20 protein-coding genes and 1 tRNA gene are annotated in these 21086 nt (G+C 72.1%); 11 read left to right on the plus strand and 10 right to left on the minus strand.

Translation table 11 applies throughout. From position 1 onward, the window contains the following. Positions 1 to 193: 193 nt before the first annotated feature. The gene (locus E1262_RS20485; RefSeq protein ID WP_132104999.1) at positions 194 to 961 is read left to right on the plus strand and encodes a hypothetical protein; all 768 of its coding nucleotides are present in this window, start codon (positions 194 to 196) and stop codon (positions 959 to 961) included. Between the two features lies 1 nt (position 962). On the opposite strand, the gene E1262_RS20490 is transcribed toward E1262_RS20485, so the two are convergent. Both E1262_RS20490 and E1262_RS20495 read right to left on the minus strand, forming a co-directional pair. Beyond that, entirely contained in the window at positions 963 to 1280 is a 318-nt protein-coding gene (locus E1262_RS20490; RefSeq protein ID WP_132105001.1) for an LPXTG cell wall anchor domain-containing protein, read from the minus strand. Then, positions 1277 to 1525 (minus strand): hypothetical protein, encoded by a 249-nt coding sequence (locus tag E1262_RS20495; protein ID WP_132105003.1) that lies wholly within the window; start codon positions 1523 to 1525, stop codon positions 1277 to 1279. The genes E1262_RS20490 and E1262_RS20495 overlap by 4 nt, the downstream gene beginning before the upstream one ends. 526 nt (positions 1526 to 2051) lie before the next feature. Between E1262_RS20495 and E1262_RS20500 the strand changes: the two genes are divergently transcribed. Continuing rightward, positions 2052 to 5093 (plus strand): alpha-mannosidase, encoded by a 3042-nt coding sequence (locus tag E1262_RS20500; RefSeq protein ID WP_132105005.1) that lies wholly within the window; start codon positions 2052 to 2054, stop codon positions 5091 to 5093. A 49-nt stretch (positions 5094 to 5142) separates the two neighbouring features. Here the strand turns inward: E1262_RS20500 and E1262_RS20505 are convergent, their stop codons facing one another. The 3 genes from E1262_RS20505 to E1262_RS20515 form a co-directional block, all read right to left on the minus strand. Further along, positions 5143 to 7797, minus strand: a complete 2655-nt coding sequence (locus E1262_RS20505) for a golvesin C-terminal-like domain-containing protein (RefSeq protein ID WP_132105007.1) — start codon at positions 7795 to 7797, stop codon at positions 5143 to 5145. A 31-nt stretch (positions 7798 to 7828) separates the two neighbouring features. After that, entirely contained in the window at positions 7829 to 9070 is a 1242-nt protein-coding gene (locus tag E1262_RS20510) for a family 16 glycosylhydrolase (protein WP_132105009.1), read from the minus strand. A gap of 242 nt (positions 9071 to 9312) precedes the next feature. Next, positions 9313 to 9495, minus strand: coding sequence for a hypothetical protein (locus E1262_RS20515; protein WP_119661272.1), 183 nt, complete (start codon positions 9493 to 9495; stop codon positions 9313 to 9315). Positions 9496 to 9646: 151 nt separating this feature from the next. On the opposite strand from E1262_RS20515, the gene E1262_RS20520 reads away from it, so the two are divergent. The 3 genes from E1262_RS20520 to E1262_RS20530 are packed head-to-tail and all read left to right on the plus strand — an operon-like array spanning position 9647 to position 12464. Continuing rightward, positions 9647 to 10774 (plus strand): NAD(P) transhydrogenase subunit alpha, encoded by a 1128-nt coding sequence (locus E1262_RS20520; RefSeq protein WP_132105011.1) that lies wholly within the window; start codon positions 9647 to 9649, stop codon positions 10772 to 10774. Continuing rightward, complete coding sequence (locus E1262_RS20525; RefSeq protein WP_132105013.1) at positions 10774 to 11097, plus strand: NAD(P) transhydrogenase subunit alpha part 2; 324 nt, start codon at positions 10774 to 10776, stop codon at positions 11095 to 11097. The genes E1262_RS20520 and E1262_RS20525 overlap by 1 nt, the downstream gene beginning before the upstream one ends. Then, entirely contained in the window at positions 11094 to 12464 is a 1371-nt protein-coding gene (locus tag E1262_RS20530; protein ID WP_132105015.1) for an NAD(P)(+) transhydrogenase (Re/Si-specific) subunit beta, read from the plus strand. The genes E1262_RS20525 and E1262_RS20530 overlap by 4 nt, the downstream gene beginning before the upstream one ends. Before the next feature lie 10 nt (positions 12465 to 12474). Here the strand turns inward: E1262_RS20530 and upp are convergent, their stop codons facing one another. Further along, positions 12475 to 13116, minus strand: a complete 642-nt coding sequence (gene upp / locus E1262_RS20535; RefSeq protein ID WP_132105017.1) for a uracil phosphoribosyltransferase — start codon at positions 13114 to 13116, stop codon at positions 12475 to 12477. Between the two features lie 164 nt (positions 13117 to 13280). Here upp and E1262_RS20540 point away from each other — a divergent pair, with 164 nt between their 5' ends. Both E1262_RS20540 and E1262_RS20545 read left to right on the plus strand, forming a co-directional pair. Further along, entirely contained in the window at positions 13281 to 13490 is a 210-nt protein-coding gene (locus tag E1262_RS20540) for a hypothetical protein (RefSeq protein WP_132105019.1), read from the plus strand. Between the two features lie 30 nt (positions 13491 to 13520). Next, the gene (locus E1262_RS20545) at positions 13521 to 13994 is read left to right on the plus strand and encodes a tRNA adenosine deaminase-associated protein (RefSeq protein ID WP_203454103.1); all 474 of its coding nucleotides are present in this window, start codon (positions 13521 to 13523) and stop codon (positions 13992 to 13994) included. Between the two features lie 16 nt (positions 13995 to 14010). On the opposite strand, the gene E1262_RS20550 is transcribed toward E1262_RS20545, so the two are convergent. Continuing rightward, positions 14011 to 14667, minus strand: a complete 657-nt coding sequence (locus E1262_RS20550) for a VOC family protein (RefSeq protein ID WP_132105023.1) — start codon at positions 14665 to 14667, stop codon at positions 14011 to 14013. A 47-nt stretch (positions 14668 to 14714) separates the two neighbouring features. Continuing rightward, on the minus strand, positions 14715 to 15986 hold the full coding sequence (locus tag E1262_RS20555) for a Glu/Leu/Phe/Val family dehydrogenase (RefSeq protein ID WP_162606010.1): 1272 nt from the start codon (positions 15984 to 15986) through the stop codon (positions 14715 to 14717). Between the two features lie 200 nt (positions 15987 to 16186). On the opposite strand from E1262_RS20555, the gene tadA reads away from it, so the two are divergent. The 3 genes from tadA (at position 16187) to E1262_RS20570 (ending at position 18453) form a co-directional block, all read left to right on the plus strand. Continuing rightward, positions 16187 to 16657, plus strand: coding sequence for a tRNA adenosine(34) deaminase TadA (gene tadA / locus E1262_RS20560; protein ID WP_238992998.1), 471 nt, complete (start codon positions 16187 to 16189; stop codon positions 16655 to 16657). 61 nt (positions 16658 to 16718) lie between these two features. Continuing rightward, positions 16719 to 16808 (plus strand) — tRNA-Ser (locus E1262_RS20565). A gap of 133 nt (positions 16809 to 16941) precedes the next feature. Continuing rightward, positions 16942 to 18453, plus strand: a complete 1512-nt coding sequence (locus tag E1262_RS20570; RefSeq protein ID WP_203454104.1) for a potassium/proton antiporter — start codon at positions 16942 to 16944, stop codon at positions 18451 to 18453. A 10-nt stretch (positions 18454 to 18463) separates the two neighbouring features. Here E1262_RS20570 and E1262_RS20575 read toward each other — a convergent pair whose 3' ends face one another. After that, positions 18464 to 19024, minus strand: coding sequence for a LytR C-terminal domain-containing protein (locus tag E1262_RS20575; RefSeq protein WP_132105029.1), 561 nt, complete (start codon positions 19022 to 19024; stop codon positions 18464 to 18466). A gap of 87 nt (positions 19025 to 19111) precedes the next feature. Next, positions 19112 to 19417 carry a type II toxin-antitoxin system VapB family antitoxin gene (locus tag E1262_RS20580; protein WP_132105031.1) on the minus strand — a complete coding sequence of 102 codons (306 nt, stop codon included), beginning with the start codon at positions 19415 to 19417 and terminating at the stop codon, positions 19112 to 19114. Positions 19418 to 19457: 40 nt separating this feature from the next. Between E1262_RS20580 and E1262_RS20585 the strand changes: the two genes are divergently transcribed. Next, entirely contained in the window at positions 19458 to 21080 is a 1623-nt protein-coding gene (locus tag E1262_RS20585) for a helicase HerA-like domain-containing protein (RefSeq protein ID WP_132105033.1), read from the plus strand. Positions 21081 to 21086: the final 6 nt, after the last annotated feature.

A 21086-nucleotide genomic window follows, 5' to 3' on the forward strand; every position in this document is an offset into this window, starting at 1 on the left:
CGCGGGCTGCTCGGGTTCCGGCCCTGATTCGACGGAGACCGGCTCACCCTCCGCCGGGGCTACTCCCGAGGACAGCCGGGCGAACGCCTCTCTGCCGCCGAGTGGGCCGTCGCCTGATTGCGACGGCCCGTGCTACGGCGAGCCGGACACCGTCGGGACCCTGGCGGAGGAGACCGTCGTCGAGGTCAGTGGTATGGCTGCGAGCGTCCGCACACCGGGCCTCTACTACGTCGTCAGCGACGAGCCCGGCACGTCGGAGGTGGCGGTGGTCCGCGAGGACGGCACACCGGTCGCCCGGCTCGAGCTGGCCGGGATGGACGCCGAGAACGCCGAGGCGCTGGCCGTCGGCCCGTGCGACGACGACCCGGACGCGTCCTGCCTGTACGTCGGCGACATCGGCGACCACGTCGGCCGCGACCACGTCACGGTCTACCGGGCGCCGGAGCCGGACCTCGACGACCCGCCGGCATCGGTCGACGCCGACGCGCTGGAGTTCGGCTACGAGGACGGGCCGACCGACGCCGAGGCGTTGTTCGTCGACTCCGACGGCCGGCCCTTGGTCGTCAGCAAGGCGCCGTTCGACCGCGACACCGGCGAGACCGGCGGCACCCGGCTGTACCGCGGTCCGGCGGACGGCGGTGAGCTGGCGCTGCTGGCCGAGATCGAGCTGCCGGAGCCGGAGAACGGGTTCCTCGCGGGGCTGGTCGGCAACGTCGTCACCGACGCGTCCGCCTCTCTCGCGGCCGGGCGAGTCCTGCTGCGCACGTACGACGAGGTGCTGGAGTACCGCGCGCCGGAGCCGGGCGCCGACGTCGCGTCGTTCCCCGACTGGCCGCTGCGCCGCGTCCCGGCCGGCGACGTGCTGCAGGCCGAGAGCGTCGCGTACACCGTCGACGGTTGCGGGTACCTCACGACCTCGGAACTGACCGGCGCTATCGACGCGGTCCGCTGCACCGGCTGACTCAGTCCTGGGGGCGCGGCCGGCGGGTCCCGAGGAGCAGGAGCGCGCCGAGCCCGATCAGCAGTGCGCCGGCCAGCATGGCAACGCCGCCGGATCCGGTGCCGGTGTCCGGCAGCGCCGGATCGGCGGACGGAGCCGGGGTCGCGGACGCCGGTGGCGACGGCGACTCGGGCGGCGACAGCGTAGGCGCGTCTGATGGCGACGCGGTCGGATCCGGCGTGTCCGACCCCGTCGGCGTGGGCGACTCCGTGGGCGACGGCGACTCCGACGGACTCGGCGTGGGCGACTCCGTGGGCGTCGGGGAACCCGGGCTGGTCACCGTGATCCGGTGCGTGGCCGCATCGCTGCGTCCAGCGCCGCCGTCTCGCCGACGACCACCATGCCGAATGCGAGCGCCGTCGACGACACCTCGATCGCCGGCACGCCGGTGCCGGTGAGCGAGACGGTGTACGGCACACCCTCGACCTCAAGCCCCAGCTCGACGATGTCCGCGCCGACCTCAGCAGGTGTGTAGGTGTACCGGAACTCGCAGGTTCGTCCGGCGCCAGCTCCGACCCGTCGCACGTCGTCGATCCGAACGGGCCGCCGCCGTCCGCCAGGCCGCCGCTGACCACCGGCGCCAGCGACCTGTCGGCGATGTTCCGGATGGCCAGCACCTCGGTCCCGGTTTCGCCGACGACCACCGAGCCGAAGCCCATGGTCGTCGAGGTCAGGCCGACGTCGTCCGGACCGGCGAGGGCCGGCGGCGCCACCATCGCGACCGCGCCGATCCCGATGCACAGCGCCCCGACCGGCCGCGTCCACCGCGCCGTCCGCTTCGCGTCCACCGGGCCCATGACGTCCTCCACCCCACCGCGACGTCGCGGTCCCACCTTCGCGGCCCGGGCCGTCCGGGCGCGTCGCCAGCGACCGTAGCGACCCCGATGCGCGCCGATCATGAGACGACGCTGAGATGTTCTTTACGCATTCCGGGCATTCGGTGCGGTCGAGTGTGGGGACGTTCCCACAACGTCGTAACGTTGGTTCCCGGCCCGCCCCGGACGCCGGCGGGCGCGCATCGCAGTCCATCCGACGGAGGCTGGAATCCCGCATGCATGACAACCGCGCCCTGGTCGAGAAGCGCCTGAAGCGAGTCCTCAACCAGCGCATCAAGCCGGCCGTCCACCGCACGGTCGCCCCCTTGTCCCTGACGGTCTGGCACGTCGACGGCGGCCAGGGTGAACCGGTGCGGCCGCAGGTCGCGCTGCCCGGCGGCGAGGCGGTCGCCGACGGCCGGTACGTCCCGGTCGACGTGGGCGAGCGCTGGGGCCCGCCCTGGGGGACGTCGTGGTTCCGGCTCACCGGCGAGGTGCCGGCAGAGGCGGCCGGCCGCCGGGTCGAGCTCTTCATCGACCTGGGCTGGGAGAACCGGTTCGCCGGTTTCCAGGCCGAGGGGCTGGTGTACCGGCCGGACGGGTCGGTGGTGAAGGCGCTGAACCCGCGCAACCTGTGGGTGCCGGTCGCCGACCCGGCCACCGGGGCTGAGCGCATCGACCTCTACGTCGAGGCCGCCGCCAACCCCCGGCTCGAGGGCGACACCCCGTTCGCCATGACCCCGCTGGGCGAGAAGTCGACCGCCGGCAGCGAGCCGCTGTACCGGATCAACCGGGCCGACGTCAGCGTGTTCGAGCGCGATGTCTGGGAGCTCTGGCAGGACCTCGAGACGCTCGGCACGCTCATGCCGGAGCTGCCTGAGGGCGAGCCGCGCCGCTGGCAGATCCTGCGTGCCGTCGAACGCGCACTGGACGCGCTGGACCTGCAGGACCTCGCCGCGACGGCGGCGGTCGCGCGAGAGCAGCTCGCCGACGTGCTGGCGAAGCCGGCGAACGCCAGCGCCCACCTGATCTCCGCCGTCGGGCACGCCCACATCGACTCAGCGTGGCTGTGGCCGGTGCGGGAGACCGTCCGCAAGGTCGCACGGACGACGTCGAACGTGGTGAGCCTGCTCGAGGAGCACCCGGACCTCGTCTACGCGATGTCGTCGGCGCAGCAGTACGCCTGGATCGAGGAGCACCGGCCCGAGGTGTTCGAGAAGGTCGCCGAGCAGGTCAAGGGCGGCCGGTTCGTACCCGTCGGCGGCATGTGGGTCGAGTCCGACACGAACCTGCCCGGCTCGGAGGCGCTGGCTCGTCAGCTGGTGTACGGCAAGCGGTACTTCCTCGAGACGTTCGGCGTCGAGACGCAGGAGGTGTGGCTGCCGGACTCGTTCGGCTACTCGGCGGCGCTGCCGCAGCTGGTGACGCTGTCCGGCTCGCGCTGGTTCCTCACGCAGAAGATCTCGTGGAACAAGCAGAACGCGTTCCCGCACCACACGTTCTGGTGGGAGGGCCTCGACGGTACGCGCGTCTTCACGCACTTCCCGCCGGCCGACACGTACGGCGCGGAGCTGTCCGGCACCGAGCTGGCCCACGCCGTCCGCAACTTCCGCGACAAGGGCGACGCGAACCGCTCGCTGGTGCCGTTCGGCTGGGGTGACGGCGGTGGCGGCCCCACCCGCGAGATGATCGCCCAGGCGCGCCGGACGGCGGACCTGGAGGGCTCGCCGCGGGTCGCCATCGAGAAGCCGTCGGACTTCTTCGCCGCCGCGGAGGCCGAGTATCCCCACGCGCCGGTGTGGGCCGGCGAGCTGTACCTCGAGATCCACCGCGCCACGTATACGTCGCAGGCCAAGACCAAGCAGGGCAACCGGCGCAGCGAACACCTGCTGCAGGAAGCCGAGCTCTGGTCGGCGACGGCGGCCGTGGCGGGACTCGTCGACTACCCGTACGACGACCTGGACCGGATCTGGAAGCTGGTGCTGCTCAACCAGTTCCACGACATCCTGCCCGGCTCGTCGATCGCCTGGGTGCACCGCGAGGCGCGCGACCAGTACGCCCGCATCGGGGCCGAGCTGACCGAGATCATCGAGCGGGCACAGAACGCCCTGGCCGGCGACGGCGACACCACGGTCGCGTTCAATGCCGCGCCGCACAGCCGCCGCGACGTGCCGGCGCTCGCCGCGGCGCCGGTGGCGCTGTCCGAGCCGGCGCAGTCGACCGCCGTCACACCCGCCGAGGGCGGCTACGTCCTCGACAACGGCCTGCTGAGGGTGACCGTCGACGGCCGGGGACTGCTGACGTCGGTGCTCGACCTCGAGGCCGGCCGCGAGGTGCTCGCCGGTCCGGGCAACCTGCTGCAGCTGCACCAGGACCTGCCCAACCAATGGGACGCCTGGGACGTCGACGAGTTCTACCGCCACACCGTCACCGATCTCGTGAACGTCGACGAGCTGAGCGCCGACGGCGGCACCGTCCGGGTCGCACGGGCCTTCGGCGACTCGCACGTCGTCCAGGAGATCAGCCTGGAGCCCGGCGCCAAGCGTGTCGACGTCACCACCGAGGTCGACTGGCACGAGCGGGAGAAGTTCCTCAAGGCGGCGTTCCCGCTGGACGTGCAGACGCAGCGGGCGGCGTACGAGACGCAGTTCGGGCACCACTACCGCCCGACGCACGAGAACACGTCGTGGGACGCGGCGAAGTTCGAGGTGTGCGCGCACCGGTTCGTCCACCTGGAGGAGCCCGGCTACGGCGTCGCGCTGGTCAACGACTCGACCTACGGCCACGACGTGCGCCGCGGCGCCGCACCCGACGGAGGGACGACGACCACCGTGCGGCTGTCGCTGCTGCGGGCGCCGCGGTACCCGGACCCGGAGACCGATCAGGGCGTGCACACGCTGCGGTACTCGCTGGTGCCCGGTGCCACGATCGACGACGCGGTCCGCGAGGGCTACGCGCTCAACCTGCCGGCCCGGGTGGTCGAGGGAGCGGGGAACGAGGTCGAGCCCTTGGTCCGGATGTCGGGCCGGTCCGTGGTCGTGTCGGCGGTCAAGCTGGCCGACGACCGCTCCGGCGACGTCGTCGTCCGGCTCTACGAGGCGCGCGGCGGCCGGGCGACCGCGACGCTGACGCCGTCGTTCGCGGTGTCCGGCGTCGAGGAGACCGACCTGCTGGAGCGGCCGGTCCCGGCGACCGCGCTCACCGGCGCCGATGGCGGCTCCGTCACCCTCCGGCTGCGGCCGTTCCAGATCGTGACGGTTCGCCTCCGCCGCGCCTGATCGGAGGGTGATGGCGCCGGCGTGCCGGCGCCATCACCCGTTCACCCCGTCATGACGTGGGGACGAACTTCACCGCGCTGGTGCGCAGATAGCCGCGGCCGGCGGCGTTGGAGATGGTGACGTCGCCGCCCATTCCGGCCGCGAATTCGTACCGGCCGAGTTGGATCCACTGGTTGCCGCCGGTGGTCTGGTCGATGTCGACGCTGTTCGATCCAGCCTCGTGGGTGACGGTGTACCGAGCGGCGGTGGTGCTGTTGGCGTGGTTGGGGACCCAGGCGTACACGTCGTAGCTGCCGGCCGTCGGCAGGTCCGGCCGCCAGGTGGCGGTCGCCGTCGTGACGTTGGTGGTCCGCGTGCTGGAGCGCAACCAGCCCGGCACGCTCGACCCCGTCCACGTCCCCTGCTCGGAGTATCCGGCGTCCCCGATGCCGATTATGCTCATCGGCAGCGGCGTGACGGAGACGGTGGCCGGCAGCGACTCGTTGCCGGACAGGTCGACGGCGCGGATCTCCAGCTGATGCGCCTGGTTGTTGGCCAGCTCCTCGACCGGGAGGCCCAGACGGGTGAAGCTCGGGTCGGCGATGTGCCCGACCGGTCCCTTGGTGTTGACCAGCTCGCCGGCGGCGTAGACGTTGTAGCCCAGCAGGTCGACCTCGGCGTTCTGCGACCAGTAGAGGATGGCGCGTCCGTTCGCCGCCTCGCCGACCAGCCCGGTGGGTGCGGCGGGTGCCCGGGTGTCGACCGGGATGCGCACCGGTGCCGGCCGGGACGGAGCCGACTCGCGCCCGGCGCTGTCGACGGCGGTCACCGTGATCTCGTAGCGCTGGCCGGCCAGCATCTCCCGCATCCGGAACCACGGACGCACGACCGGCTGCCAGCTCACCCGCTGCCCGTCGAGATAAACGTGGTAGCCGACGACATCCGGCTCGCGGACCTGCTGCCAGTGCCAGGTCAGCACCGCGTCGCCGGTGACCGGAATCGCGTTGACGGTCCCGTTCACCCCGGTCGGGGCCGGCGGCGCGGCGTCGCGGGCCGTGGGCACCGGGACGAACTTCACCGCGTCGGCGCGCAGGAACCCGGTGACGCCGTAGTCCTTGCCCAGCTCGACGTAGCCGCCGGTGCCGGCGGCGAACGAATACCGGCCGAGGTGCGTCCACCGGTCGACGACGCCGTCGGCCGGCACCACCGTGGTCCCGCCGGCGTGCGCGACGGTGAACCGCGCCTTGTCGGTGTTGAGCTCATTGCGGGGAGTCCACGCGTAGACGTCGTACGTGGTGCTCGCGGGCAGGTCGGGCGTCCACCGGGCGGTCGAGCTGGAGCCGCTGGCGTAGCGGGTGCCGGTCCGCAGCCACCCGGTCACCGTCGACGACCCCGCCCACGTCCCGGACTCGGTGTAGCCGGGGTCGGCGTCGTCCACGACCACCGCGGGGGTGAACATGGCCGCGTCGGCGCGGAGGGTGCCGGTGCCGGCCGGATCGCCGGCGACGCGGACCCCGTGGCCGCTGCCCGGGGTCAGCTCGTAGGAGCCGAGGCTGACCCAGCGCTGGCCGGCCGTGCGCTGGCTCACCACGACGTCGGCGCTCCCACCGGCGTGCGTGACGGTGTAGCGGGCGGCCGTGTGCCCGGTGGCGAGGAAGCTGGGGTTCCAGACGAAGACCTCGTACTCGCCGGCTTCGTCGACCTCCGGAGTCCACGCCGCCGTCGCGCCGGACTCCGTCGAGCGGCGGGTCTCGCGGTCCTGGTAGCCGAACGCCTCGCCGGTGTCCTCCCAGGCGCCGGTCTCGGCGTAGCCGGGCTCGCCGTTGTCGACGACGATGCTGCCGGGCGTGCCCCGATTGCCGTCGTCGGTTGGCGCGTAGTAGCGGAAGTAGTCCCACGTGGTGACGCCGGGCAGGTTGCTCTCGTCGACCGGCGCCGTGTAGCCGAGCGTGGTGAGCCAGATGCTCTGCAGCCCGTGCGGGCCGGGGTACGGCTGCACCCGCGCGAGAACCCCGTCGACGTAGTAGCGGATCTCGTTCGGCAGCCACTCGAAGCCGTACGTGTGGTAGCCGTCGGAGCTGTCCGGGCCGACATAGACGCCGCCCTGGTTGCCGATGTGCCCGGGCACAAACCAGTGCGAGTGGTGCTGGATCCGATCCGGCGCGTGCGAGTCGATCTCGAACCCGTCGATCTCGTTCACCCGGTTGTTGGGGCCCTTGTAGAGCGGCGTGTCCGGCATGCTGTCGCCGAGCCCCGTCGTCCACATCGCCGAGTGGAAGCCCTGGTCCCCCCAGAGCTGCGCGCGGGTCTCGTAGTAGCCGTAGCCGAACCACTCCTTGCTGATCACGCCGCCGCAGGTGTACGGCATGCCGTTGCGGTCCTCACGCTTCAACGCGATGTGGAGCAGGCCGCCGGAGACCGTGACGTTGTCCGGGCTGTTGGAGCAGATGACCTTCTCCCCCTCCCGGTAGTACCAGTCGTCGGTGGCCAGGCCGGTGCCGTCGGCGTTGACGCCGTCGAACTCGTCGGCCCAGGCCAGCTCGTATCCGGGCAGTGGGGCGACCGGCCGGCCTGCGGCGTCCGTCGCTGTGGTGTTCGGGGCGGGTTCCGCGGCGGTCGCCGGTCCCGGCGCGGCGGTCAGCGACGCCGCGCTCAGGGCGGCGACGGCGATCCCGGTCAGCGTGGACCAGGCCCGGGCGGACCGGGGCAGGGCGGTGACGATCACGTGATGACCTCCTGGACGAGCTGGATAGGGCTCATTGACGGACGAACTTGACGGCGTCGGCGCGGATGCAGCCGGCGCCGGTCCGCTCGACGCGTACGGTGTAGGGGCGGTCCTCGGTCAGCGTCAGCGCGCCGCCGATCGGCACCCACGCGTTGCCGGCGGGGCCGAAGTCCACCGAAGCGCTGGCAAGCGTCGTGCCGCCGTCGGATACCGTCACCGGCGCGCCGGCCTGCCCGCCGTCGCCGCCGACCCGGTAGAAGTAGGCGCGGTAGCTGCCGGTGGCCGGCGGGCGGACGGTCCAGTGCGCCGACGTGCCCGGGTCGCAGCTGTACCGGCTGGTCAGCCGGCCGAACGCCGGCAGCCCGGACGTGCCCCAGCCGGTGCCGGACTCGGCGTAGCCGCCGGTGGGCGAGTCGTTGTCGCCGTAGGCGTCGCGCTCGTAGAAGCGGAAGTAGTCCCACTGCACCTTGCCCGGCAGTGCGTCGTCGTCGACCCCTGGGCTGCCGTTGCGGCCGATGGCGATGGTCGTCAGCCAGATGTTGAGGAAGTTGTGGACGTACGTGCTCGGCGCGTAGTCCGTTTGCCAGACCTGCGTGCCGTCGACGTAGAACACGACCTTGTCCTCGGTCCACTCGAAGCCGTAGACGTGCCAGTCGGCCGAGCTGTCGAAGCCCAGTGCCCTCAGCTTGCTGCTGAGGTGGCCGCCGTGGTTCCAGGCGATGACGTTGTACATGGCCTGGTCCGGGATGTGCGAGTCGATCTCGAAGCCGTCGATCTCGGTGAACGCGCCAGTGGCTCCGACCTCGGCCGACCAGAACGCCGAGTGCCAGCCGCTGCCGACGTTGGTCCGCACGCGGGTCTCGTAGTAGCCGTAGCGCGGCTTGGCCTTGCTGATCAGCCCGCCGCCGGTGTAGTACGTGGTCGCGCTGGTCGGAGTGCACTCCGGGCCAGATGTTTTCTCAGGGCACAGGTGGATCGTCATGACGCCGCCGCCGACGCTGACGTTCTCGGGCAGCTGCGTGCTCCAGCCGTCCCAGGGTCTGCCGGTGCGGTAGTCCCACCGGGTCGTATCGACGGACGTGGTGTTGAACTCGTCGGCCCAGGACAGCTGGTAGCCCGAAGGGGCGGCGAGGATGCCGAGGCCCGCTGACGTCGCGGCTCGCGCAGCCGCCGGCTCGGATGAGGTTGCCGGCGCCGCCAGCGCCAGAGTGCAGGTGGCGACGGCGAGCGCCGCCGGGATCGACGTCCAGGTGCTGAGTGCTCGGACCCTCATGGCGACCTCCTCGTCGCGGCCACGGGCCTGCTGCTCGTGACGCAGGTTTCCGAAGAATGACCATGAGTGTACGAGTATGTGACCGTAATGTCTACGATATGAATATCAGGTTCACACTGTGCAAGGGCCGGTCGCAGACGCACCCGAGCCCGGGCGCTTTGTGCGCCCGGGCTCGGGTGTCGATCCCGGTATCGGTGTCGTTCAGGTGCGGCGCCGGCCGCTCCGCGGGCCGGCGCTCGGTGCTACTGCCCGATCTGACGGTTGCGCCGGCCGCGCAGGCGGCGACGCTGGGACGGGTCGAGCATGAGGTAGCCGGCGACCGGGATGCCGATCAGCAGCACGACGAACAGCCAGAAGGGCAGCAGCCACAGCGCGAGGATCACCGCGGCTGCACCTCCGACGATCCATCCGGTGTTCTTGCCCATGGCGTGTCCTTTCTCGGGGCGTTGCTCTTCCATTGTCCCCCGGTGAACGGCGTTTCGTCTCCACCCACGGAAGGGCTCGTCCCCTACGGGACCGACCAACACGTGGCGACCTCTGTCGGTCATGGGCGGTCGGCAGGTAACGTCTGCGGCGATGAAGGTCGTCGTCGCCGCCGAAACCCGTGACCATGAGCGCCGGGTTGCGCTGGTCCCTGACCTCGTCGCCCGGCTGACCAGCGCCGGGCTGGACGTCGCGGTCGAATCCGGGGCCGGCCTGGGCGCGCTGCATCCCGACGAGGCCTACAAGGCGGCCGGCGCGACGATCGCGAGCGGCGACGTGCTGGCGGGTGCCGACGTCGTGCTCTCGGTCCAGCCGCTGACGCCGGATCGCATCGCGCGCCTGCGCACCGGCGCCGTCACGGTGTCGCTGCTGCCGGTGAGCCAGGAACTGGACGTCGTCCAGGCCGCCCGCGACGCCGGCGTGACCGCATTCTCGCTGGAGCTGGTGCCGCGCATCTCGCGGGCGCAGTCGATGGACGCGCTGACGTCGCAGGCGCTCGTCGCCGGGTACCGCGCGGTGCTGGTGGCGGCGGAGAAGCTGCCGCGGTTCTTCCCGCTCTCGATGACGGCCGCCGGGACGATCCCGCCGGCCGAGGTGCTGGTGCTCGGCGCCGGCGTGGCCGGGCTGCAGGCCGTCGCGACGGCGCGCCGGCTCGGCGCCCGCGTGCAGGCCTACGACGTCCGCGCGGCGTCGGCCGACGAGGTCCGCAGCCTCGGCGCGCGGTTCGTCGAGCTGGACCTGCCCAGCCTCGAGGGTGCCGGCGGCTACGCCCGAGAGATGACCGAGGAGCGCGCCCAGCTGCAGCGCGACCTGCTGGCGCCGTACGTGTCCGCGTCCGATGTGCTCATCACGACGGCGGCCGTGCCGGGCCGGACAGCGCCGCTGCTGGTCCAGCGGCCGGCGATCGAGGCGATGAAGCCGGGCAGCATCGTCGTCGACCTCGCCGCGGAGTCCGGCGGCAACGTCGAGGGCAGCGTTCCGGGCGAGGAGCTGCAGGTCGGCGGGGCGTTGCTCTGGGGAGCGCGGAACGTCCCGAGTCAGCTGCCGGTGCACGCGAGCCGGCTGTTCGCCGCCAACGTCGTGAACCTCGTGCTGCTGATGACGGTCGACGGCAAGGTCACGCCCGACTTCGCCGACGAGATCGTCGACGGCGCCGCCGTCACCCACGACGGTGTCGTCCGGCACCAGAACGTCCGTGATGCGCTGGGAGAGGGGAGCTGATGGATCCGTCGATCGCCCTGCTCACGGTCTTCGTCCTGGCCATCTTCACCGGCTACGAAGTCGTCTCGAAGGTCTCGTCGACGCTGCACACGCCGTTGATGTCGGGTGCCAATGCCATCCACGGCATCATCCTGGTCGGTGCGGTCGTCGTCACCGGGCACGCCGACGGCGCCGGCGAGGTCACCATCGGCCTGATCGCCGTGGTGCTCGCCACCTTGAATCTGGTCGGCGGCTTCGTCGTGACCGACCGGATGCTCGAGATGTTCAGCGGCAAGCGGCCGCCGGCCGACACCGAGGTCGCGGCCGGGAAGGGCACCGAGTGATCCCCGTCTGGGCGCAGGTGACGTACCTGGGTGCGGCGGCCTGTTTCGTGCTCGCGCTCAAGGGCCTCTCGTCGCCCAAGACCGCGCGCGCCGGCAACCTGCTGGGCGCTGGTGCGGCCCTGGTGGCGATGGTCGTCACGTTCATCGTCTATGAGCTCGACAACCTCGCCCTGATCGTCGCAGCCATCGCGGTCGGCTGCCTGATCGGCGTGCCCGTCGCCAGGCGCGTCGCCATGACGGCGATGCCGCAGCTGGTGGCCCTGTTCAACGGCGTCGGCGGTGGCGCTGCCGGCTTGGTGGCGTACCTGGAGATGTCCAGCGCGCCGACGGTGTTCCCTCTGGCGGCCGCCGTGGCGACGGTCGCGGTCGGGAGTATCGCGTTCAGCGGCTCGGTCGTGACCTTCCTCAAGCTGCAGGAGCTCATGACCACCCGGCCGGTCACCCCGCCTGCAGGCCCCGCCTTGTTCGCGATCTCCCTCGCCGTCACGGTCGCTCTGGGTGCTGCCCTGTATGCCGACGACGGTGCCGGAGTGTGGCTGGGCGCGCTGCTTGGTGCGGTTGGGTTGATCGTCGGGATCTTGTTCGTGCTGCCGGTGGGCGGCGCCGACGTCCCGATCGTCATCTCGCTGCTCAACGCGTTCACCGGATTGGCCGTGGCCGCGAGCGGCTACGTGATCGGGAACGCCCTCCTGCTCATCGGCGGCACGCTGGTCGGCGCGAGCGGCACGATCCTGACCCGGCTGATGGCACAGGCCATGGGCCGCTCGGTCGTCTCGATCCTGTTCGGCGCGTTCAAGGGTGGCTCGACGGCCGGCGGCGGTGCGGCGTCAGCCCGCCCGGTCCGCTCGGCCGGCCCCGATGACGTCGCGATCATGCTGGCGTACGCGAGGCGGGTCATCGTCGTGCCGGGGTACGGGCTGGCGGTCGCGCAGGCGCAGCACACCATCCGCGAGCTGGTCGACCTGCTCGAGAAGCGCGGCGTCGAGGTCGGCTACGCGATCCACCCGGTGGCCGGCCGCATGCCGGGTCACATGAACGTGCTGCTCGCTGAGGCCAACGTGCCGTACGAGCAGCTGCTGGAGATGGACACCGCCAACGGTCAGCTGCGCACGGCGGACGTCGCGCTGGTCGTCGGCGCGAACGACGTGGTCAACCCGGCCGCGCGCACGTCGCCGGGCTCGCCGATCTACGGCATGCCGATCCTCGACGCCGACCACGCCGGCGCGATCGTGTTCCTCAAGCGGTCGATGCGGCCCGGGTTCGCCGGCATCGAGAACGAGCTGCTCTTCGACCCGAAGACGACCCTGCTGTTCGGCGACGCGAAGGCCTCGCTGACGGCCCTGGTGACGGCGCTCAAGTCGCTCTGAGCGAGGCGGGTCAGCCGACCACGCCGTACAGCCGATCGCCGGCGTCACCGAGGCCGGGGACGATGTAGCCCTTTTCGTTCAGCCGCTCGTCGACCGCCGCCGTCACGACCGTGACCGGCACGCCCAGCTCACGCGTCTCGTCGTCGAGGTGCTGCACGCCCTCGGGCGCGGCCAGCAGGCAGACGGCGGTGATGTCGTCGGCGCCGCGGTCGACCAGGAACCGTACGGCCGCCGCCAGCGTGCCGCCGGTGGCCAGCATCGGGTCGAGGACGTAGCACTGCCGCCCGGTGAGGTCGTCGGGCAGCCGGGTGGCGTACGTGGTGGCCTGCAGGGTGTCCTCGTCGCGGATCATGCCGAGGAAGCCGACCTCGGCCGTCGGCACCAGCCGGGCCATGCCGTCGAGCATGCCGAGGCCCGCGCGCAGGATCGGGACGATCAGCGGCTTGGGCGAGCTGAGCTTCACGCCGGTGGTCGGCGCGACCGGCGTCTCGATCTCGACAGTGTCGACGCGCGCCTCGCGGGTGGCCTCGTAGGCCAGCAGCGTGACCAGCTCGTCGGCCAGCCGCCGGAACGTGGGCGAGTCGGTGCGGGCATTGCGCAGCACGGTGAGTTTGTGCGCGACGAGGGGGTGGTCGACGGCCAGCAGACGCATGCGAGGAACTTATATGAATCGTCCGAGGGCCGACCGCAGGGTCCCAGACGGCGGCGAGTCCCACATGGGGACAGTGAATACTGGGCACGCTCTCGACCAGTTGGGTCTGCTGGTGCTAGCGTCCCCCGAGTGTGCAGGGGTTGCGTCTGAAGAACGGAGGCCAGATGCCCGAGGGCGCCATCGCCGAGCCTGTCGGCTCGGGTGCAGACGATCCCCCAGCCCCCAGCGGTGAGCTCGTCACCGACGCCGCACGCCTGCGTCAGCGGGCCGTCTTCCTGCGCGAGCTGGCAGAGGCCCGCGCGCTGCTCGCCCGCTCCACCGCCTGGCACGGCCGGACCGCCGGCCTGCGCCGGCGGCTACGCCAGAGCACGTAGGGGCCGCTCCGTCGTCGAGAGGTTCCGGTGGTGTCCGACGGTGAGGGCGTCGTCGACTTCGTGGTCGTGGCCTACCGCGAGGAAGGACGCTGGCTGGTCGAGACGGTGCCACGCCAGCTCGGACACGACCTCGGCAAGCTCGTCGACCTGCTGCGCCAGCGGCCGGGCGAGAGCGGGTCGCTGGCGTTCGTCTCCGTCGACGAGGACTTCTTCTACGCCGTCCGGCTGATCGGCGGCGAGCTGCGGCTGCTGCTGTCCGACGTCACGGCCGCCACCGACTGGCCGATGGCCCGCGACGTCGTCAAGCGGCTCGAGCTGCCGCTGCCGGACGACGACGACCCGGTCCAGCCGGCCGGTGACCTCACGATCTTCGCCGACCTGGGCGTCGACCCGATGGCGCTGGCCGCCATCTGCGACGACCTCGACAGCTACCCCGACGAGATGCTCATGCAGATCGCCGCCCGGGCCGGCTTCGGCCCGCAGCTGGACGACGTCCTGCCCTGAGCCGGTGGGCGCGGCGTCAGTCGCGGCCCTGCCAGGTCGCCAGACAGGAGCGGTTCCCGTCGGCGTCGGCCAGCACCCAGAACGACGGCGCATGCGTGTCGTCGACGACCCGGCCTCCGGCAGCGAGGCAGGCCGCGATGCGCCCCTCGACCTGCGCCGGGTCCAGCCATACGTCGAGGTGCCAGCGCTGCCGCGGTTCCTCCGCGCCCGACGGCTGGAACCACAGCGACGGCAGCCGCCCGGCCGGGTCGCGCAGGATCGGGCGACCGGGCCGGTCCTCGTAGGCGAGGAACGCCCGCCAGAACGGCAGCACGCCGTCCGTGGCGGGTGTGTCGAGGGCGAGGTTGATCCGAGCGACGGAGGCGTCGGGGCGGAGCCCGGCGTCGGTCACCAGCCCGGTGATCGTGCGGACGAGCGCGACGTCCTGGTCGGTGACGCCGGGCAGGCCACGGCCGCCCAGCGCGATGTCGACCTGCGTGGTGTGCAGGCTCAGGTCCGGCTGGAGTCCGGTGCGCTCGACGTCCGCGTGGACCACCGCCGCGCCGACCGCGGTCACCAGGGCCAGGCCCGCGGCGAAGTCGGGCGTCGCGACCCGGGTGTACAGCCCGTTGCCCAGATGCGCCCAGCCGTCCAGGCCCTCGGCCGCCACCTCTCGTCCAGTGAGGATCCGCATGCGCAGATCGTCGCACGCGCGTCAGCGGCCACCGCGGCCGCTGCCCTTCAGAGGCCGCCGCGCAGCTCCAGCGCCGCCGCGACGCGGTCGACGGCGAGCGCGTAGGCCGCCTGCCGATAGCTGCAGTGGTGCTCCTCGCTGAACTCCGCGACCTCAGTGAACGTCCGCTCGATGCGGCCGCGCAGCTCCGTCGCGAGACGCATCTCGTCCCACGGCACGCCGGCGACGCCCTGGGCCCACTCGGCGTAGGCGGCGATGGCCGCACCGCCGCCGGCCAGCAGGTCGGGGATGACCCTGACCCCGCGGGCGTCGAGGACGGCGTCGGCCTCCGGGGTGACGGGGTGCGCGGCGCCCTCGACGACGATGCTCGCGCGCACGCCGTCGACGTTGAACGCTGTCAGCACCTCGCCCGTCGCCGCCGGGATCAGCACGTCGCAGTCCAGCGTCAGCAGCTCGTCCGGCGCGATGCGCTGCAAGGGCGCGCCGGAGTCGGCGACGGAGTACCCGGCGGCGGTCGCGCGCAGCAGCTCGCGGACGTCGAGCCCGCGCTCGTTGAGCACAGCGCCGCCCGCGTCGCCGACGGCGACCACCCGCACGCCGCGCACGAACAGTTCGCGCGCCACCCACGAGCCGACGTGGCCGAAACCCTGGATCGCCACCCGCTGGGCCCCGAGATCGAGTCCCCAGCGCCGGGCCGCCGCCTCGAGCACGTACACCAGCGCGCGCCCGGCCGCCGCCTCGCCGCCGGGCACGCCGCCGAGGCTGATCGGCTTGCCCGCGACCACGCCGGGCGCGTGCCCGTGCCGGCTCCCATAGGCGTCGAGGAACCACGCCATCACCCGCGCGTCTGTGTTGAGGTCGGGCGCGGCGATGTCCAGCCGTGGCCCCATGATGTGGCTGACGGCGAGCGCGTAGCGTCGCGTGAGCGCCTCGAGCTCCGTCGTCGAGAAGTCCGCCGGATCGATCAGAAGGCTGCCCTGGGCGCCGCCGAACGGCAAGCCGTGCAGCGCCGAGCGCCACGTCGTGAGCGACGCAAGCGCGCGGGTCTGGTGCAGGTCGGCCCGCGGATGGAAGCGGAGCCCGCCGAGGTAGGGCCCGCGCGCGCCGCTGTGCTGGACGCGGTACCCCTGCACGACGGCGATGCTGCCGTCGTCGCGGCGCAGCGGCAGTTGGACGCCGAGTTCGCGGTCGTGCAGCTTGAGCAGCTCGTTGACGCCCGGACGCAGTTCGAGCAGCTCCGCCGCCCGGTCCACCGAGCCGTTGACGGCGATGTCAGGGGTGAGGCCGCGATCGATCATCGAGAGGGAGGTGAGGGTCATGGAGTCTCCCGTAAAGCGAACGCTCGTTCTTCTTAGTTTCGCACTGGCTGAGTGTCTCGTCAAAGGGTTTCTTGTCATTCCTGTGGCCACGCTGAGAATCTCCGGTCGGCCCGGGCTCGCACCTGTTCGGTCTGGACAGTAGACGTGGGACGCGGGTGCTCTGTGACAGGCGGGCGGCCGGCTCCCGTTAGGGTCGGGGCATGTCCGCGGGACCCGCCGCCCGGCGCTACGAGCCGCTCATGCGTCACGCGCTGGCCGACGCCGAGCTGGCGCCGGCGACCGGCGACGTGCCGATCGGGGCCGTCGTCGTCGATGCGGGCGGCGTGGTGCTGGGCCGCGGGCACAACCGGCGGGAGGCCGACGCCGACCCGACGGCGCATGCCGAGGTACTGGCGCTGCGGTCGGCGGCCGCCGCAGCCGGCTCGTGGCGGCTGGAGGGCTGCACGCTGGTCGTCACGATGGAGCCGTGCCCGATGTGTGCCGGCGCCCTCGTCCTGGCCCGCATCGAACGCCTCGTCTATGGCGCGCCGGACCCCAAGGCCGGCGCCGTCGGCTCACTTTGGGACCTCGTCCGCGATCGGCGGCTCAACCACCGCCCGGAAGTCATTTCGGGCATCCTCGCCGACGAGTGCGGCGCGCTCGTCCGCGACTTCTTCGCCCGCCAGCGCTGACTGCCCGGTCTCAGCCCGGCCGATTTCCTCCAGCACCGGGGGCTCCGGTACCCTCGACGGCGGTAGCGTGTCCGAGCGGCCTAAGGAGCACGCCTCGAAAGCGTGTGTGGGGGCAACTCCACCGTGGGTTCAAATCCCACCGCTACCGCCAGCGTGTCAGAGCCCGCCCCGGCATCGGGGCGGGCTCTGTCGCTCCCACTGTTCGTCGCGCGACCAGGGCCGACCGCGCTCTACGCTCTAGACCTGCCGCGATGCGGCTCGCCGACAGGGGACGGGGGTGCGGCGTGACCGTCGACTCGCTCAACGTCTTCCTGCTCGCCGGTGCCCTGGTGCTCATCACCGCCGTCGTCGCGGTGCGAGTGAGCGTGAAGCTGGGGCTGCCGAGCCTCGTGCTGTACCTCCTGATCGGGGTGGCGATCGGCGAGTCGGGGCTCGGCATCCAGTTCTCCGACCCCGACGTCGCACGGTCGTTCGCCTACGCCGCGCTCATCGTCATCCTGGCCGAGGGCGGTCTGACGACGCAGTGGGACGAGGTGCGGCCGGTGTTCGGCATCGGCTTGTCGCTGGCGACCGTCGGCGTGGTCGTGAGCACCGCGGTCGTGGCGGTCATCGGGCATTATCTGCTCGGCCTGGACTGGCTGCCGGCGATCCTGCTCGGTGCGATCTTCGCGCCGACCGACGCCGCCGCGGTGTTCTCGACGCTGCGGCGGCTGCCGCTGAAACGACGGCTGTCCGGCGCACTCGAGGCGGAGTCCGGCCTCAACGACGCCCCGGCGATCGTGCTGGTGACGATCCTCAGCGTCAGCCACGGTCCCGACGAGGGCTTCCTGATGATCGGGCTGACGGTGGTGTACGAGCTGCTCGGCGGCGCGGCGCTCGGCTACGTCGTGGGACGGGTGGGTGCGGCGATCCTGCGGCGGACCGCGCTGCCGGCGTCCGGGCTCTATCCGCTCGTCGTGCTGACGCTGACCGTTCTCGCGTACGGCGTCGGCGCGTTCGCGCACATGAGCGGGTTCGCGGCGGTGTACATCGCGGCGCTCGTGCTGGGCAACTCGCACCTGCCGCACCGCGCGGCCACGCGGTCGTTCGTCGAGGGGCTGGCCTGGCTGGCGCAGATCGGCCTGTTCGTCATGCTCGGCCTCCTGTCGTCGCCGTCCGACATGCCCGGCGCGTTCGTGACTGCGGTCGTCGCGGGGGCGGTGCTGACGTTCGTCGCCCGGCCGATCTCGGTGTGGGCGGCGACGGCACCGTTCCTGATGTCGGTGCGGGAGAGGGTCTTCCTGTCCTGGGCCGGGCTCCGTGGCGCGGTGCCGGTCGTGTTCGCGACCATCCCGCTGGCCGAGGGCGTCGAACGGGCGGACTGGCTGTTCGCCGTCGTCTTCATCGTCAGCGTGGTGTACACGGTGATCCAGGCGCCCACGCTGCCGTGGCTGGCCACTCGCCTCCGCATGGTGCCGGCCTTTCCCACCCGCGACGCCGACGTCGAGTCCGCGCCGCTGGAACGGCTGGACGCCGACCTCATCCACGTCCGCGTGCCGCCCGGCTCGAAGCTGCACGGCGTCGAGATCGCCGAGCTGCGGGTCCCGCCCGGGGTGGGCGTCGCGCTGATCGTCCGCGGCGACACGTCGATGGTCCCCGGCCCGCGGACCAAGTTGCAGCAGGGCGACGAGATCCTCATCGTCGCGCCACGGGCGCTGCGCCGCGCCACCGAGGCCCGGCTGCGCGCTGTGGGACGTCGCGGCCGCCTCGCCGGCTGGTTCGGTGAACGAGGCGGCGCCGAGCTCGACGAGGACTAGCGCGACGGCGTCAGGGCGCGGCCTCGCAGGGCGGCAGGCCGGCCGCCGGCGTCGCGGGCGGCGCCGCCGGATCGGACAGCGCCTCGAACGCGTCGCCGAGCACGAGGTCGATGGTCGCCTCGGTGCGCTCGTCCGGCACGTACACCGCGCCGGGGACGAGCGTCGCGACCAGCTCGGCGGCGGCCTGGTCGTCGGCCCGGGACCGCACCTCGGCCGTCCCGGTGATGGCGCGGTCGAGCGGGTCGTTGTCGACGTCGACGACGACGAAGCCGCGCTCGCGGACCTGCCGGGCGACGGCGGAGGCCAGCCCGTTGCGCTCGGTGGCGTTGTAGACGTTCACCTGCACGTTGGCCGGTGCTGGCGCGGACGTCGGCGCGCCGGGAGCGCACGGCTCGCCGGTGGGCCCGGACGCGGCGGTCTCGCCGTCGTCGACGACGTTGTCCCAGCTGTACCAGGCGGCCCCGATGACCACGCCGATCAGGACCAGTAGCGTCACCGAGGTACGGATGCGCCGCCAGCGGCGCCGCCGGACAGCCTCCTCCTCGGTCAGCTGCTCATCCTCGAACGCCATGGGTGCTCCGGGGTCGGCGGCGCTGCCGCGCGGACGGGGGTCGTGGTGATCTGGTCAGCCTAGCTGTGAAGCTCCCGTTTCCGCTGGTCATGCCTCGGTGTCGGGGAGCAGCAGGACGCGCGCGTGGATCACCGGCCGCTGCTGCAGCGCCGCGCGGAGTGCCCGGTGCAGCCCGTCCTCGAGGTAGAGCTCGCCGCGCCATTCGACCACGTGGGCGAAGAGGTCGCCGTAGAACGTGGAGTCGTCGGCCAGCAGGGTTTCGAGGTTCAGCGTGCGCTTGGTGGTGACCAGTTCGTCCAGACGGATCTGGCGCGGGGGAAGCTCGGACCACGCCCGCAGACCCGTGTCGTGGTCCGGGTAGGGCTTGCCGTCTCCGACGCGCTTGAAAATCACCTAGCGCAGTCTAAACTGCGGGCGTCGTTTCGCCAGGCATATGCTGCTCCAGGTGCGGAACCAGGGCGACGATCTCGTGTCGGCCGTGCGGCAGGGCTACGCCTTCGACGGCGCCTGCCTCGAGCTGGGAGCGCTCGTGGCCGACGGGGCGCCGCTGGCCGACGTCCAGGTGCGGGTGCCGTTGTCCATGCTCAACCGGCACGGCCTGATCGCGGGCGCTACAGGCACCGGCAAGACCAAGACGCTGCAGGTCATGGCCGAGCAGCTGTCCGCCGCCGGAGTGCCGGTGTTCGCCGCGGACATCAAGGGCGACCTGTCCGGGCTGGCCTCGCCGGGGTCGTCGGACGAGAAGGTCGCGGCCCGCGCCCGGTCCGTCGGACAGGAGTGGACGCCGGCGGCCTTCCCAGTGGAGCTGCTGCGCCTCGGCGACGACGGCGTCGGCGTGCCGGTCCGCGCGTCGGTGACGTCGTTCGGCCCGACGCTGCTGGCGAAGGTCCTGGAGCTGAACGCGACCCAGGAGAGCTCGCTCGGCCTGGTGTTCCACTACGCCGACACCGCCGGACTGCCGCTGGTCGAGTTCGCCGACCTGCGCGCCGTCATCCAGCACCTCACGGCGCCTGAGGGGAAGCACGATCTCGAGGGCCTGGGCGGGCTGTCGAAGCAGACGGCCGGCGTGATCCTGCGCGAGCTGGTCAACTTCTCCGCGTCCGGCGCCGACTCGTTCTTCGGCGAGCCGGAGTTCGAGGTCGGGTCGCTGCTGCGGACCGCCGATGACGGCCGCGGCGTCGTCACGCTGCTGGAGCTGCCGTCGGTGCAGGACCGGCCGGTGCTGTTCTCGACGTTCCTCATGTGGCTGCTGGCCGAGCTGTTCGAGGAGCTGCCCGAGGTGGGCGACCTGGAGAAGCCGAAGCTGGTGTTCTTCTTCGACGAAGCGCACCTGTTGTTCAAGGACGCGTCCAAGGACTTCCTCGCCGCCCTGATCCAGACGGTCCGGCTGGTCCGCTCCAAGGGCGTCGGCGTGTTCTTCGTGACGCAGTCGCCCAAGGACGTGCAGGAGGACGTACTTGCCCAGCTCGGCAGCCGGGTGCAGCACCAACTGCGCGCGTTCACGCCGAACGACGCGGCCGCGCTGCGGGCCGCCGTCCGGACCTACCCGACCTCCGCGTACGACCTGGAGGAGTTGCTGACGACGCTCGGCATCGGCGAGGCGGTCGTCACCGTCATGTCGGAGAAGGGCGCGCCGACGCCGGTCGCGCACACGATGCTCCAGGCGCCGCGGTCGCTGATGGCGCCGTCGTCCCCGGACGTGCTCGCCGGTGTGGTGGCGGCGTCGCCGCTGGCCGCGAAGTACGGCGAGCGGGTCGACCGCGAGTCGGCGTACGAACTGCTCAGCGGGCGGATCGCGGCCGGCCCGGGTGCTCCGGTCGGGTCACCCGAGCCACTGACCAGGGAGGAGGAGATCAAGCGGCTGGAGGCGGAGATCCGCGGCCTCCCGGTGCCCGGCACGGTGCCCACCGGGTCGCCGTCGCCGACATCGTCCTCGCCGGCACGGAAGCCACGGGCACATACGGACAGTCCGCTCGATTCCTTCTTGAAGACGGCCGGGCGCGAGCTGGCCAAGGAGATCGTCCGCGGCGTCTTCGGCACCCGCCGCCGTCGCTGAGTCGGA

It is taken from the genome of Jiangella aurantiaca (genome assembly GCF_004349105.1).
Lineage (GTDB): Bacteria > Actinomycetota > Actinomycetes > Jiangellales > Jiangellaceae > Jiangella > Jiangella aurantiaca.